Here is a 13,678-nt window from a genome sequence, read left to right on the forward strand (position 1 = left end):
AAGGAATAGAAAAATGACGGTTGTCCAATCAACACGGCAGTTGAACTTGCGTGAAAAACTGCTCACTTATGGTGCACAAAGCCTCTCAGATACTGAATTACTCGCAATTTTTATCAGCTCTGGTACTCGTAAAAAGTCCTGTGTCCACATAGCATTTGACCTCCTCAAACATTTAGGGGATTTACGAGCGGTTCTTAATGCCGATAAACAACGTTTTAAACAAGTACCTGGTTTAGGCGAAGTTCGCTATGCACAGTTACAAGCAGTTAAAGAAATGTGTCGACGCAGTGATTTCATTCAATTACAAAAAGACACCCAAATCACAAACAGCAAACAAACCTATGCTTATTTAAAAAAGCGTTTGCGCGATTATAAAAATGAAACCTTTGCTGCATTGTTTCTCGATAATCAGCATCGCATCATTGCCTATGAAGAGCTCTTTTCCGGCACAATCAATACAGCAACTATTCACCCTAGACCCATCATAGAGCGGGTCTTACAACTTAATGCAGCAGCCCTCATTCTTGCCCATAATCACCCCTCAGGAATATCCGATGCCAGTCATCAGGATATTGTCGTTACCGAACGTATCCGTGAGGCCTTGGAATTAGTTGATGTTCGTTTACTTGATCATCTCATTATTGGCGATAACGAAGTCTATTCTATTATTGCCGAAAACAAATCGATATGTGCGGAATGAGATTGGGTAAATTCAATCCCCTCACTCGTATATGGGAGAGGTCATCGCAAAGCGACGGGTGAGGGTGCGAAAATTAATAATCGTTCTAACCAAAAAATCAAATGTTCCAATATAATTAAAGTATCCTCACTTACTTCATTTTCCCATGACAAAATTCATCTTAGCGGTACTTTTTTCTCTTAGCATGGGCACTGCTTTCGCCGAAACAGACTATTGCCAACTGGCACGAGACAATTTATACGCTGAAAAAAGTGATTTAATTTCAGTAATCAAAATCAATACCAATAAAACATCACTTTATTCATCTACCGTCGCAACAAGTAAAGATTGCGCCAATTATTCTCCCTTGTTTTCAGTCAAAAACCCTGATGTGATTAAAACACAAGGGGGGTTATGTGCAGTATTGCCTGCTGGCGAAATAAAACCGGGGTTATGTGCCCTGCACTTAACGCTATGTATCTCAGAGAAAGATTGCCAAAATTTGATTATAAAATTAACTACAGAGAATAATCATTATACAAAAGCAGATCCTGCTTATTATGAAATGAGCTTCAAGTAGCTAAAGGCCGCCTTAAACTATTGAGTACCAACGCCCAAATATTTGCAGACATTATTCCTAAAGCAGTAAAAGCATCGCCACAGGCAATCATTATGATTGTCACGGATCCTCCTGACCCATTGGCAGATGTTGCGCGTAAATTGGCTGGACATGATCGAGTCATTAGCACAGGAACTTATCTTGATACACTTCGTTTTCGTTTTCATATTGCCAAACACTTTAATGTCAGCCCAATTGATGTCAATGCACACGTCATTGGGGAACATGGTACTTCATCTGTATTTTTATGGTCCTCAGTGCAAATAGGCGGTAAGCCTTTATCCTCTTTATTGACACAGAATATAGAACAATTTAAGCAACGCATGGAACGCGAGGTAAAATTCGCCAACATTACAATTATTGAAGGAAACAATGCCAGTCAGTATGGAATAGGCATGGTTTGTGCGCGGATTGCAGAAATCATTGTCCGTGATGAACGCGCTGTTATTCCTATTAGCTCATACCACGAGCAATACAAAGTAACATTTTCGTTGCCCAGTGTTCTAGGCCAACAGGGTATAAAAGAAGTTTTTATCCCTGAGATGTCTCCTGCAGAAGAAGATGCTTTACAAAAAGGTGCAGAGGTTTAAAAAAAAGCCTTAATGTTCTAACCCCAGGCACTACAAGTCATCGTCCCTCCGGATTCACATACATTTATACGGGGTAATTTATTTCTATTGCTATTTCATGATCAATTTTTATATAATGCGGGCAATTAATATCAGGATGAGTTTTTGTAGTATGCCGTTTTCAAGTAAATTAAAAGCAGATTATGTTGAAATGATTAATGGGGAATTGGATACCATTCCCATAGAGCGACGAGAGGAATTTAATTTAATTGCTCAAGAATTAGAAAATATTATTAGCTCTGCTTTTTTATTAGTTCTTAAAAGTATTTTTTGTCCCAAAATTACCCTTCCAAAAGCAACGCAGGAACAACTAAGCTACATACGTTATTGTTTTAATACCCCTAAAGATTTTGTGGCGTCTGCTGCGGATTATTCTGAGTATCAACAAATTCTTACGGAAAGAATTACCGCGAAAATAACTGAATTTCGCACGTTCACTGCAAAAGAACAAAAAGAATACCTCGAGTTTCAGAAAGGAAAACATAACTCTTCAGTACCCTCCATAGTTTAAACACATGTGCCTGGGTAAAGCGCAGCGAAACCCAGGTTATTGTTTTTCCATGACGAATACAAATTCTGGGCTACGCTCTAGCAAAATCAAAAGAAATAATTTTAGCAATTTCAGCTTGTTTTAAGGCTAAAGCCAATAGTCGATCAACACCCAAAGCGACACCGCTGCATGCAGGCAATCCATACTCTAACGCCTGCAAAAGATAGTGATCTGCATCCACCGAGGGAAAGCCTTTGTCGCTTCTTAGTTTTTGGTCTTGAGCAAAACGTTTTGCTTGGGCGTCCGCATCGGTCAACTCATGAAAACCGTTTGCTAATTCCACGCCCTGATAATACACTTCAAACCGTTCGGCCACCCCGTCATTAATTTTTGCTAAAGCAGCTTGTGAGGCAGGAAAATTATACACTGCAACTGGCGCATGTTCTTTTCCTAGAAAAGGTTCAACGACATGGCTCATCAGTAAAAATAGATATTGATCTCTATCTTCTTCCTCAGGAGGCAATACATTATCCAAATCAAAACGTACCAAGACTTGACGAAGTTGCGCTATGGTCGCCGCTAATGGATCAATATCACACGCCTCAAGAAAAGCCTGTTGATAGGTTTTTCTAATCATCGATTCAGATTGCATTACCATTTGCAGAAAAAGGTCCATTTCATCCATCAACGCATGATGATCAATGCCCAGTTGATACCACTCTAACAATGTAAATTCTGGATTATGCCAACGTCCTAACTCATCGTCACGGAATACTCGTGCTATTTGAAAAATAGAGCCACTTCCCGCCGCAAGCAAACGCTTCATATGATATTCAGGGGAAGTTTGTAAACAATAGGTTTCGTCACGAAAAGTTGCTTTGATATTACTCAAATAAACATCGGTTGTGCCATAGCGGGCCATAATTGGCGTTTCAACTTCCAGATAACCGCGTTCAGAAAAGAAATGGCGTATTTTGGTTACTAATGCTGCACGTTGGCGCAACAGCTCAATAGGCGCTGAAGGTTGCCACATTTTAATAAAAAATTCCCAATTCAAGACGCGCGGCTTCAGTCATTCGCTCCTGAGACCAAGGCGGCTCCCAAACTAATTCCACAGTACAATCACGCACCCCTTCAACTTTATTAACTGCTTGTTCTACGGTTCCTGGAAAAGTTTGGGCAACAGGACAACCAGGAGTAGTTAACGTCATTTGAATGGCAACGTGGGCTTCATCATCAATGGACACATCATAAATTAAACCCAAATCATAAATATTAACGGGAATTTCAGGGTCATAAACTTCCCTAAGCGCATTAACAATGGCCTCTTTCAATAATTCTGAATCCTGTTTTTTCTTAAAACCAAACATAAAGTACCTACTTTTTTGGTATGTAGTAACGTAGTACATAGCCTGGTTGCTTGCAGCCAGGCTACAATTCTTTCTATTCTGTTTTCACCACGTTACTGTCTTTATTCAACGCCGCTTCCAAGGTATGCCAGGCCAAAGTAGCACATTTTACTCGGGCTGGATAAGCCTTCACTCCGGCAAGAACCATCAGCTTGTCCATATAGAGCAACTGGCTTTCTTCGTTTTGCGTCAACATATGATGAAAGCGATGGAACATTTCATGTGCTTCCTCTATCGTTTTGCCTTTTATAGAGTCCGTCATCAGAGAAGCCGAAGCTTGAGATATGGCACAACCACATCCTAAAAAGCTTAACTCAGTGATCAAATCTTTTTCGATTTTGGCATAAACAGTTAATTTATCACCGCATAAAGGATTAAAACCATTCGCTTGAACCGTTGCATCTTTCATTTCATAATGATGACGTGGATTGCGATTATGATCGATAATGATTTCCTGATAAAGCTCACGCAGTTCTGCACTCATGCAAATACCTCTTTAACCCGATGCAACGCTTTGATGCACCGATCAATTTCCTCTTTGGTGTTATAAAACGACAAGGAAATTCGTGACGTAGCAGCAACGTTATAAAAATCCATCAATGGCATAGCACAATGATGGCCACTACGCACTGCAATTCCTTCACTATCTAAAATAGTTCCTACGTCATGAGCATGGATTGTTCCATGCACAAAAGAAACAACCGGTACTTTGTGTTGTGCAGTCCCAATAATATTAAAACCTGCAGCGCGTACCCCGACAGTTGCATACTCTAATAACTCAGTCTCATAAGCAGCAATCGCGTCCAAATCTAAAGACTCTAAATAATCTATAGCAGCACCTAAACCAATCACACCCGCAATATCCGGCGTACCTGCCTCAAATTTATGCGGAAGGGGTGCATATTCTGTTGCATCAAAGGTCACGTAGTTAATCATCTCGCCCCCTCCCTGATAAGGAGACATGGCATTCAAAAGCGCCTCTTTACCCCATAAAACCCCGATACCTGTAGGGCCATATAATTTATGCCCTGAAAATGCATAAAAATCACACCCTAAATCTTGTACATCTATAGGCAGGTGAGGAGCAGCTTGTGCGCCATCAAGTAATACTTCGGCACCATACTCATGAGCCATCTTAATCATTTCTTTTACAGGATTAATCGTCCCTAAGGCATTAGAAACATGCGAAATTGCAACAAATTTTGTATTTTTATTTAATTTTTTGGCAAACTCTTCTAATAAAACTTCACCATCAAGAGAAATAGGTGCAACCTGCAGTTTAGCTCCTGTTTTTTTGCACACCATCTGCCAAGGAACAATATTGGAATGATGTTCCATATGGGTAATTAAAATTTCTTCATCAGGTAAAATACGTGGTGCGACCAAACTTTGCGCGACCAAATTAATTGCCTCTGTGGTGCCGCGAACAAAAATACACTCCTGTGGTGCATTGGCATTAATAAAGCGTTTTACTTTAGAACGAGCCGCTTCAAAATGCTCTGTTGCTCTGACACTTAAGGTATGCACACCACGATGGACATTCGAATTATCATGCTCATAATAACGAGACATCGCCTCAATCACTGCTTTAGGCTTTTGCGCCGTTGCAGCATTATCAAAATAAATTAAATCAAAATCGTTTATTTTCTGATTGAGTACAGGGAACTCTTTACGAATTGCTTGAATATCCAAAGCGTCCATTAGCTTATCCCAACTGTTGTGTTAATAAATGCCCCATGTAATCTGCCAATTGCCTATGGGGAATAAGTCGCAAATTATCACTAGCAAAAGCATGGATTAAATAGTGTGATGCCTCAAGTCTATCTATTCCACGGGTTGCTAAATAAAATAATGCGTCCTCATCCAATTGTCCAACTGTCGCCCCATGCGAACACAATACATCATCAGCAAAAATCTCTAGCTGCGGCTTGGTATCTATTTCTGCATTTGCTGAAAGCAACAGGTTTTTATTTTGTTGTTTGGCATCCGTATGTTGTGCATCTTTCGCAACAATCACCTTACCATTAAATACTGCACGCGAACGACCGGTGAGGATACCTTTATAATCCTGCTCGCTGCTGCAATAAGGTACTAGATGCTGTACCGTTGTATGATGGTCAACATGTTGTCCATCAGCAGGAGCATAAATCCCATTCATCATGGAGTGTGCTTTTTCTTCTTGCAAATACAAACTAATATCGGAACGCACCCATTGCCCACCAAGGCTTAGAGAATGATTAGCAAACTCACTGCCAGCTAGTTGTTGTACAGATAAATGACCAAAGTGAAAAGCGGACTTACTCTCTCTTTGAATCGTACAATGTGTTAATTTTGCTCCGGTACCAACCACCACCTCAGTGATTTTATTAGTCAAATAGCAACAATCAGCCAAACCTTGATAATCTTCAATGATTGTCGCTTGGCTGTTTGCTTCGGCAATAATCAAATGGCGCAAATAAACCGCTTGATTCATGCGGTCTTGTATATGGGTTAGCGCGATAGGCTCTTCAATAACGACTCCTGCGGGAATATAAACCAACACGCCGCTGTGAATCATCGCTGTATTTAAATAATGAAAACCATGCTCTTGTTTTAAAATAGTACCTAAATAGGGTTTCAACAACTCAGGATACTGAGCTAACGCTATGGATAAAGGAAGGACTAATACGCCCTTAGGTAGTGCTTTAGTCAGCTGCTCCTCACCGGATATACATCCGTTTTGGATCAATAAATTCTGCTTTATTGGCAAATCAAAGTATGCTTTCTCATCAAATGCCGCAGTCACAGAATCTTGAGAGCGCTCTACAACATCAGCACGCATAAAGGGTTGATTTAATAAAGCATCAACACTGGTATATTTCCAATTTTCATCATGCCGTGTTGGAAAACCATGCCGACTCAGATCCATTAATGCTTTAGTTTGCAACTGGGCAAGCCAAGGCAAGCTAGAAACACTGGCTTTTGCCCGTTGTTGGTAAAAATCCACAATCTCGCTCATCACTACACCGTTTCCTCAAGCCAGCTATACCCTTTTTTCTCTAATTCAAGTGCTAATGATTTATCGCCGGACATAATAATACGGCCATTGACCAACACATGAATAAAATCTGGCTCAATGTAATCAAGCAACCGCTGATAATGCGTTACTAAAATAATAGAACGTTCTGGGGAACGCATCGCATTAACACCCTGAGAAATAATACGTAATGCATCAATATCCAAGCCTGAATCAGTTTCATCAAGGATAGCAAGCTTTGGTTCCAGTGCAGCCATCTGTAAAATTTCATTACGCTTTTTCTCACCGCCAGAAAACCCTTCGTTAATACTGCGGTATAAAAAGCTTTCATCCATTTCCAGTAACTGACATTTCTCGCGAATGAAACTCAGAAACTCAATCGCATCTAATGTATTTTTCCCCTGGCCTTTACGTACTGCATTAACAGACGCTTTGAGAAAGTTAACGTTGGTAACACCTGGTATTTCTACAGGATATTGAAACGATAAAAAGACACCCGCACGCGCTCGCTCTTCAGGCGCTAGGGGTGATAAGTCTTTGCCTAGATAGCTGATTTCTCCACCAGTCATGCGATAAGAAGGATGACCAGCTAATACTTTAGACAGAGTACTTTTTCCCGAACCATTAGGCCCCATAATGGCATGAACTTCACCCGCATTTACTTGAAGATTAATGCCTTTTAAAATGGCTTGCTCATTTACTTCAACATTTAAGTCTTTAATTTCTAACATATTAGCCTACTGCCCCTTCTAAACTCAGACCTAGCAATTTAGTTGCTTCCACCGCAAACTCCATAGGTAATTCTTTTAATACCTGTTTACAAAAACCATTTACAATCATCGACACAGCATCCTCTGTATCAATTCCTCGTTGCTGGCAATAAAACAATTGCTCTTCGCTGATCTTTGAAGTCGTTGCCTCATGTTCTACTTGTGCTGTAGGGTTTTTGACCTCTATATACGGAAAAGTATGTGCAGAACATTCAGAACCCATAAGCATAGAATCACATTGAGTGTAATTACGCGCATTTGTCGCTGTTGGTGCAATACGCACCAAACCACGATAAGCATTATGTGCACGTCCCGCACTGATTCCTTTGGAAATAATGGTTGAACGCGTGTTTTTACCAATATGAACCATTTTCGTGCCTGTATCAGCTTGTTGATAGTTATTGGTTAAAGCAACAGAGTAAAATTCGCCCACGGAATCATCCCCTTGTAAAATCACACTAGGATATTTCCAAGTAATCGCCGAACCTGTTTCAATTTGCGTCCAGGAGATTTTAGACCGTTTACCACGGCACGCCCCACGCTTAGTCACAAAATTATAAATACCCCCTTTTCCTTCCTTATCACCAGGATACCAATTTTGGACTGTGGAATATTTAATTTGCGCCCCATCCAAAGCAACCAGCTCGACCACTGCGGCATGCAATTGATTTTCATCGCGCATAGGTGCGGTACACCCTTCAAGATAAGAAACGTAACTGTCCACATCCGCAACAATCAAGGTACGTTCGAATTGCCCTGTAGACGCCGCATTAATACGGAAATAAGTAGATAGCTCCATAGGACAACGTACCCCTTTGGGTATGTAAACAAAAGAGCCATCACTAAAAACAGCAGAATTCAAAGCTGCATAAAAATTATCACGATAAGGTACTACTGAACCCAAATATTGCATGACCAATTCAGGGTATTTATGTACTGCCTCAGAAATAGGACAAAAAATGACGCCTTTTTCAGCGAGTTTGGCTTTAAATGTCGTAGCGACAGAAACGCTATCAAACACAGCATCTACGGCAACACCTGCCAGCATTTCTTGTTCCCTTAAAGGAATGCCCAATTTCTCATATGTTCTTAGTAATTCGGGGTCCACTTCATCCAGACTTTTGGGTGCATCTTTTTTCATTTTAGGCGCTGAATAATAAGAAAGTGCCTGATAATCCACTGGTGGATAATGCACACTGGACCATTGGGGAGGAGACATGGTTAACCAATGCCTATAAGCTTTTAAACGCCACTCAAGTAAAAACTCTGGTTCACCCTTCACTGCGGATAAACGGCGAATTACCTCTTCATCCAGCCCGGGCTCAAAAGTATCTACTTCAATGTCCGTTGTAAACCCATGTTGATATTCTCTATCGAGCAGAGAATTAATTTGCTCACTGCTTTTAGCCACGATTAACTCCACTTGCCAATTGTCGAACTCGCTCCACATCATGTGCTTGTAACGTTGGTTTAGCCAGAGTCGCTAAACTGACACTATCCAAAGCCGTTTCAATTGCTTGGCTAATCAATCGCCAATTACCCTGAATCGTACAAACATCTTGTAACGAACACTCATTAGGTTGTAAACGACACTCTGTGAAACCACGATGTTCTTCCAATGCAAAAATTATTTGCGACACTGAAATCTCAGTTGCAGGTCGTCGCAATCGATATCCTCCAGTCACTCCACGCACCGAAGTTAACAAACCTGCGCTCGTCAAACGTTTTAAAATTTTACTTACCGTAGGTACAGTCAGATGAGTATGTAATGCAATATCACGAGCATTACATAATTCTTGCGCGTGTCTGGCGAGATAAACCATCACAACTGTTCCATAATCGGCCAACTTGCTGATGCGCAGCATAACACCTCAAAATCGAATAATCTAGTACTAAATAAGTCTTAATTAGAGACAAAAAACCGGCTTAATTACTTTTTTATCTATATTATAAATATAGTACCAAATTAGTTCTATATCTGGCAAACACGAATAGTACCTTATTGTTAAGGAATGATGCAAATAAATTATTCAGATTCAGTCTTAAAGTGTGGCCTAGGTTCGGCATGAACAGGGCTGAATTTGCTGTAGGTTGGGCCTTGGCCCAACATTTCCTTAAATGCAAATATACTATAGTCTTTTGTTGGGCCAAGGCCCAACCTACATTTTATTTATTCAGCTCATTATCCATGTAAGAGATTCCCATATCATCGAGCGTGATCACTTGAACTCTGCGCGTTATATAACGTATCATCTTCTTTTTACATTAGAGTGTTTGCACTACGATTTCATGCTTGAATCAAGACCCATTAGGAGCACGACCATGACAGTTGCGCATTATCCAGCCTCACTGGTCAGCAGTCACCTTGTAAATTCGGGATCCATGCTTGCCCCGCAAGGTTACTATCGCTCAAAATTATTCATTGCTCCATTTTCTAATAATGCCTTGGTTGCTGCAGCAGGCCCTCTATTATCGCTATTAGAGCGGCTTTGTCTTAGTCCGTCACTCCCTGCTATTGAGAATATCAGAGACAACATTGAGCATGAATTACTTGCTTTTCAAAGCAAAATGGATGCATCGAAATATCCCGCGGACTTTGCTGCGATTGCCTATTATTTAATGTCAGCAACCATAGACGAAATAATTGGTAAAAACTACATGCGCGTCTATCAAATTAGCGCTGAATTTAAAGCATTTACCCCACTAACGAATGATGATGCGCAACCGCAACATCGTTTTTTTGAAATCCTTAATTACATTAAGGAGCGGCCAAATCAATACCTAGACCTTATTGAGTTGGTTTATTTTTTCCTGATTGTAGGTTTTGAAGGCCATTATCATCTCAAGGCTGATGGACGACAGGCTTTAGATAATTACATTGAGGACCTTTATCAAATAATCCAACAAAATCGGTTTAATCAACCACGCCGCTTATTTAATGAAAACCCGATACCCCAAATAGTTAAAAAAAATTATAAAGCCGTCATAATAACGCTGATTTCTGCGGTTGCTGTAGTAGCACTTGCTTTTTTTACTAGCCAATATTTATTGGAGAATAAAGCAAAAACCGTTTTATTTGGACATACCCAACTTGCTCTTCTGGATAGCTAATGGACAACTCGTTACGCGCATTATGTGATGCTATAAAAAAAATACTTTCACAATTAAAACCACAAAGCAATCCACTGTCTTTTGTAGTAATTACCGGTAGAAACGCCCAAGGTAAATCGGCCATATTAAAACAAAGCAATATGGAAGAAATACCCGTTTTCAGCGAGCAACATGCAAAAATTTATTTCAACCAGAAAGGCATCATCATTGAGCTTGGCGAAAGCTGGCTGACCAACAGCAAAACCTTATTACAAGCTACGCTGAAGCAATTAAACCGCTGCAACGCCCATCTAAAAATTACTGGCCTTGTTTTATGCATTGATGTAAACGAATTACTTATTGCCGATTCAGGACAATTTGCAGAACATAAAAAAGCACATCTGCAATTGTTAGAACGATTTGGAGCCAATCTAGGTTACTCCGTCAATCTTGCATTAATATTTACCAAAATGGATACCCTCGCAGGCTTCACCGAATTTTATCAAGCAGACCATGCAACGGATTTATCGAAACCTCTAGGGTTTTCACTCGATTGTAGAAATGAGCTAAAGAAAAAAATAGAAGCCTATTCATTACAATTCAACCAACTTATAGAACAAATTGGTCAGCAAGTAATTAATAAAATGCACCCTGCTCGCTCAACCATGAGACGCAGTTTAATTCGGGAGTTTCCATTGCAGGTGGCGAGTTTACGAGCCCCTATTCAAGCATTAATCCAAGGGATCTCTCCTAAGCTCTTTAATTTACATTCCGTTTATTTTAGCAGTGCAGAGCAAGGCGGCGTGAGCATTGATCGCCTAAATAAAAAAATTCAACATGAATACGCCTTAATCGTGCAAGATACCTTCCCTCAAGCTACAAATTTCAGGGCTTATTTTGTTGAAGGCGCATTAAGAACTATTCAGGAACACTGCAGCCAGGTCCCGCAGACTAGACGATTTTCGCAAAAACCCATTATTGCCGCGACTGCAAGTATTGCCGGTATCAGTTTACTCCTCTTAAGCTACAACCATTACAAAACAGCGCATCTCCTGGATGCAGCAAGTAAAGAGTTACTGGCTTACGATATCCTCAAGAGTCAAAAAAATAAAGAAAAGCAGGCGCTTTATCATTTATCTAATGCCGCCAAAACAATGAATAACATTCCGAGTAACTCCTTATCACTGCCCACAGTACACCAATTAAAATCTAACTTGCACCACAATGCCCAAAATCGCCTGCATGGTGAGTTTTTACCTTCATTAACTTATGAATTAGAAGAGGTAATCAATAATCCAGGGAATACACCTATTGTGCGCTATAACGCGTTGAAAATTTACTTGATGCTTAGCCAGCCAGAACACTTTTCAGCAATGCAAGTACAAGATTGGTTTGCCGCACAATGGAAAAATCAACCGGAACCTGCTTTAAAGAAACAATTAGCACTGCTTAAACTTCTGTTAAGTAAACCTCCTAAAAATATCATTGTGAAGCAACAGATAATTAGTGATGCCAGAAACTATTTAAATGCATTACCCAGCAGTTATCTCTATTACTCCATCGCCAAAGAGTTTTTCCCGACGGCAAAACAAAAAATTGAGGTTAATGGTTTTGTATTGGCAACCAGCGAGCTGCCCGTTTACTTTACCCGCGCAGGCTTTAATGACGTGATGCAAAGGATTCCTGATATTAGCCATAGCCTACAACAGGAAAACTGGATACTTGCACGCAATGATTCAGTTCAGTTACAGGAAATGATAACTCAAGCGTATTGCTTTGATTATGTTACCTGGTGGCAAACATTCATGCGTAAATCGCAACCGTTACATTACCAGGATTATCAAGCAGGACGACAAATAGTTAAAAACGTTGAGCAATCTCATGCACTGAGTAAAATAATCAGCTTAATTCAACAAGAAACTAAAGCAGATCTATCCAATAACGCATCCCCCTTTAATCATTCTATAGCCAATCAGTTTACTGATTTAAACTTAATGAGTCATTCCAGCACTAAAGAACTTGATCTAAAAATCGTTGATTTAGAACGCTTTATTTCAACTTTATCTATGATAAATGATGGTGGTAAAACTGCGTTTAATATTATTAGAACACGCTTTGCCAGTGATAGTGCGTCCGATCCAGTCAGTTTGCTTTACAACCAAGCGCGACAATTACCTGAGCCATTAAGTACGTGGACAAAACAATTAGCAAGCGACACCTGGGGCATTTTAATCAAAGACAGCCGTCAATATATCAACCAACAATGGCAACAAACTGTTTATAGAGAATTCCAAACCACTATTGCCAAACGCTATCCTTTTGACACATCACAACCAGAAGAAATAGCAATTAATGATTTTAATCATTTCTTTTCTACTCATGGTGCATTGAACACATTTACTGAAAATTTTGTGAAACCCTTTTTAGATGTATCCAGTGCAGAATGGAAACCTAAAGCAGTCAATGATTCGGTATTACCCATCGCGACAGAAACATTAGATGCACTCATACGAGCCAATATTATTACCAATATGTTCTTCCCTGATCATGGTGAAGAAAGCAAAATTGATTTTAGTTTACAAAAAATCAGCCTTGACCCCGTAGTCGCTAATCTAGAACTTCAAATTGGCAGTATCAAATTAACAGACAATCAAGGAAGTGATTCTCTAACCCGGTTTACCTGGCCACTACCTAATGCAAAACTTGCACTGGATTCCATTGAAGGCAATCATTATGAGCTTGCAGAACAAGGAGCCTGGGCCTTATTTAAACTGCTAGAAAAAGTAAATGTTCTGGTTGATGAGCAAGACAGCTCCAACTTGCAAATTCTCTTTGAAATTAACAGTAATTCAGGACGTTACTTATTAAAAACAAATAATCAAGTAAATCCCTTCACTCCAGGAATATTGAATGGCTTTACATTGCGTGACTCTATAGTCTAGCTTTACAGGAAGTATGCTTGAATCTTGACCAAAG

Annotated in this window: 14 protein-coding genes and 1 pseudogene; 7 read left to right on the forward strand and 8 right to left on the reverse strand. The window is 40.0% G+C overall.

The genetic code is table 11. From position 1 onward, the window contains the following. Positions 1 to 13: 13 nt before the first annotated feature. From radC to Lste_RS08065, 5 genes and pseudogenes are all read left to right on the forward strand, one after another. A complete protein-coding gene (radC, locus tag Lste_RS08050; protein WP_058510522.1) occupies positions 14 to 700 on the forward strand; it encodes a RadC family protein in 687 nt (228 codons plus the stop codon). Positions 701 to 845: 145 nt separating this feature from the next. Further along, on the forward strand, positions 846 to 1,259 hold the full coding sequence (locus tag Lste_RS08055) for a hypothetical protein (protein WP_058510523.1): 414 nt from the start codon (positions 846 to 848) through the stop codon (positions 1,257 to 1,259). A gap of 17 nt (positions 1,260 to 1,276) precedes the next feature. After that, a pseudogene (locus Lste_RS19720) lies at positions 1,277 to 1,402 on the forward strand (lactate/malate family dehydrogenase); the annotation flags it as partial. Beyond that, complete coding sequence (locus Lste_RS08060) at positions 1,400 to 1,888, forward strand: Rossmann-fold NAD(P)-binding domain-containing protein (RefSeq protein ID WP_272947125.1); 489 nt, start codon at positions 1,400 to 1,402, stop codon at positions 1,886 to 1,888. The pseudogene Lste_RS19720 and the gene Lste_RS08060, both read left to right, overlap by 3 nt. Before the next feature lie 151 nt (positions 1,889 to 2,039). Next, positions 2,040 to 2,438: a hypothetical protein gene (locus Lste_RS08065; protein ID WP_058510525.1), complete on the forward strand. Its 399-nt coding sequence runs from the start codon at positions 2,040 to 2,042 to the stop codon at positions 2,436 to 2,438. Between the two features lie 70 nt (positions 2,439 to 2,508). Here the strand turns inward: Lste_RS08065 and epmA are convergent, their stop codons facing one another. From epmA to Lste_RS08105, 8 genes are all read right to left on the reverse strand, one after another. Next, a complete protein-coding gene (epmA, locus tag Lste_RS08070; protein WP_058511689.1) occupies positions 2,509 to 3,450 on the reverse strand; it encodes an elongation factor P--(R)-beta-lysine ligase in 942 nt (313 codons plus the stop codon). A 1-nt stretch (position 3,451) separates the two neighbouring features. Then, a complete protein-coding gene (locus tag Lste_RS08075) occupies positions 3,452 to 3,787 on the reverse strand; it encodes an SUF system Fe-S cluster assembly protein (protein ID WP_058510526.1) in 336 nt (111 codons plus the stop codon). A 73-nt stretch (positions 3,788 to 3,860) separates the two neighbouring features. Continuing rightward, positions 3,861 to 4,310: a Fe-S cluster assembly sulfur transfer protein SufU gene (gene sufU / locus Lste_RS08080; RefSeq protein WP_058510527.1), complete on the reverse strand. Its 450-nt coding sequence runs from the start codon at positions 4,308 to 4,310 to the stop codon at positions 3,861 to 3,863. Next, positions 4,307 to 5,527: an aminotransferase class V-fold PLP-dependent enzyme gene (locus Lste_RS08085; RefSeq protein WP_058510528.1), complete on the reverse strand. Its 1,221-nt coding sequence runs from the start codon at positions 5,525 to 5,527 to the stop codon at positions 4,307 to 4,309. Before Lste_RS08085 ends, sufU begins: the two co-directional genes overlap by 4 nt. A gap of 4 nt (positions 5,528 to 5,531) precedes the next feature. Beyond that, on the reverse strand, positions 5,532 to 6,824 hold the full coding sequence (gene sufD / locus Lste_RS08090; RefSeq protein ID WP_058510529.1) for a Fe-S cluster assembly protein SufD: 1,293 nt from the start codon (positions 6,822 to 6,824) through the stop codon (positions 5,532 to 5,534). Positions 6,825 to 6,826: 2 nt separating this feature from the next. Continuing rightward, on the reverse strand, positions 6,827 to 7,573 hold the full coding sequence (gene sufC / locus Lste_RS08095) for a Fe-S cluster assembly ATPase SufC (protein WP_058510530.1): 747 nt from the start codon (positions 7,571 to 7,573) through the stop codon (positions 6,827 to 6,829). A 1-nt stretch (position 7,574) separates the two neighbouring features. Next, positions 7,575 to 9,023 (reverse strand): Fe-S cluster assembly protein SufB, encoded by a 1,449-nt coding sequence (gene sufB, locus Lste_RS08100; protein ID WP_058510531.1) that lies wholly within the window; start codon positions 9,021 to 9,023, stop codon positions 7,575 to 7,577. Then, the gene (locus Lste_RS08105) at positions 9,016 to 9,477 is read right to left on the reverse strand and encodes an SUF system Fe-S cluster assembly regulator (RefSeq protein WP_058510532.1); all 462 of its coding nucleotides are present in this window, start codon (positions 9,475 to 9,477) and stop codon (positions 9,016 to 9,018) included. The genes sufB and Lste_RS08105 overlap by 8 nt, the downstream gene beginning before the upstream one ends. Positions 9,478 to 9,934: 457 nt before the next feature. Here Lste_RS08105 and icmH point away from each other — a divergent pair, with 457 nt between their 5' ends. Both icmH and icmF read left to right on the forward strand, forming a co-directional pair. Next, complete coding sequence (gene icmH, locus Lste_RS08110; protein ID WP_058510533.1) at positions 9,935 to 10,723, forward strand: type IVB secretion system protein IcmH/DotU; 789 nt, start codon at positions 9,935 to 9,937, stop codon at positions 10,721 to 10,723. Then, positions 10,723 to 13,644: a type IVB secretion system protein IcmF gene (gene icmF / locus Lste_RS08115; RefSeq protein ID WP_058510534.1), complete on the forward strand. Its 2,922-nt coding sequence runs from the start codon at positions 10,723 to 10,725 to the stop codon at positions 13,642 to 13,644. Before icmH ends, icmF begins: the two co-directional genes overlap by 1 nt. Positions 13,645 to 13,678: the final 34 nt, after the last annotated feature.

Source organism: Legionella steelei, from assembly GCF_001468005.1.
In the GTDB taxonomy this organism is placed as follows: Bacteria; Pseudomonadota; Gammaproteobacteria; order Legionellales; family Legionellaceae; genus Legionella; species Legionella steelei.

Excerpts from the sequence above, each read along its gene's own strand:
- radC (WP_058510522.1), top strand. The coding sequence starts at position 14 with ATGACGGTTGTCCAATCAACACGGCAGTTGAACTTGCGTGAAAAACTG.
- Lste_RS08055 (WP_058510523.1), top strand. The coding sequence starts at position 846 with ATGACAAAATTCATCTTAGCGGTACTTTTTTCTCTTAGCATGGGCACT.
- Lste_RS08065 (WP_058510525.1), top strand. The coding sequence starts at position 2,040 with ATGCCGTTTTCAAGTAAATTAAAAGCAGATTATGTTGAAATGATTAAT.
- epmA (WP_058511689.1), bottom strand. The coding sequence starts at position 3,450 with ATGTGGCAACCTTCAGCGCCTATTGAGCTGTTGCGCCAACGTGCAGCA.
- Lste_RS08075 (WP_058510526.1), bottom strand. The coding sequence starts at position 3,787 with ATGTTTGGTTTTAAGAAAAAACAGGATTCAGAATTATTGAAAGAGGCC.
- sufU (WP_058510527.1), bottom strand. The coding sequence starts at position 4,310 with ATGAGTGCAGAACTGCGTGAGCTTTATCAGGAAATCATTATCGATCAT.
- Lste_RS08085 (WP_058510528.1), bottom strand. The coding sequence starts at position 5,527 with ATGGACGCTTTGGATATTCAAGCAATTCGTAAAGAGTTCCCTGTACTC.
- sufD (WP_058510529.1), bottom strand. The coding sequence starts at position 6,824 with ATGAGCGAGATTGTGGATTTTTACCAACAACGGGCAAAAGCCAGTGTT.
- sufC (WP_058510530.1), bottom strand. The coding sequence starts at position 7,573 with ATGTTAGAAATTAAAGACTTAAATGTTGAAGTAAATGAGCAAGCCATT.
- Lste_RS08105 (WP_058510532.1), bottom strand. The coding sequence starts at position 9,477 with ATGCTGCGCATCAGCAAGTTGGCCGATTATGGAACAGTTGTGATGGTT.
- icmH (WP_058510533.1), top strand. The coding sequence starts at position 9,935 with ATGACAGTTGCGCATTATCCAGCCTCACTGGTCAGCAGTCACCTTGTA.
- icmF (WP_058510534.1), top strand. The coding sequence starts at position 10,723 with ATGGACAACTCGTTACGCGCATTATGTGATGCTATAAAAAAAATACTT.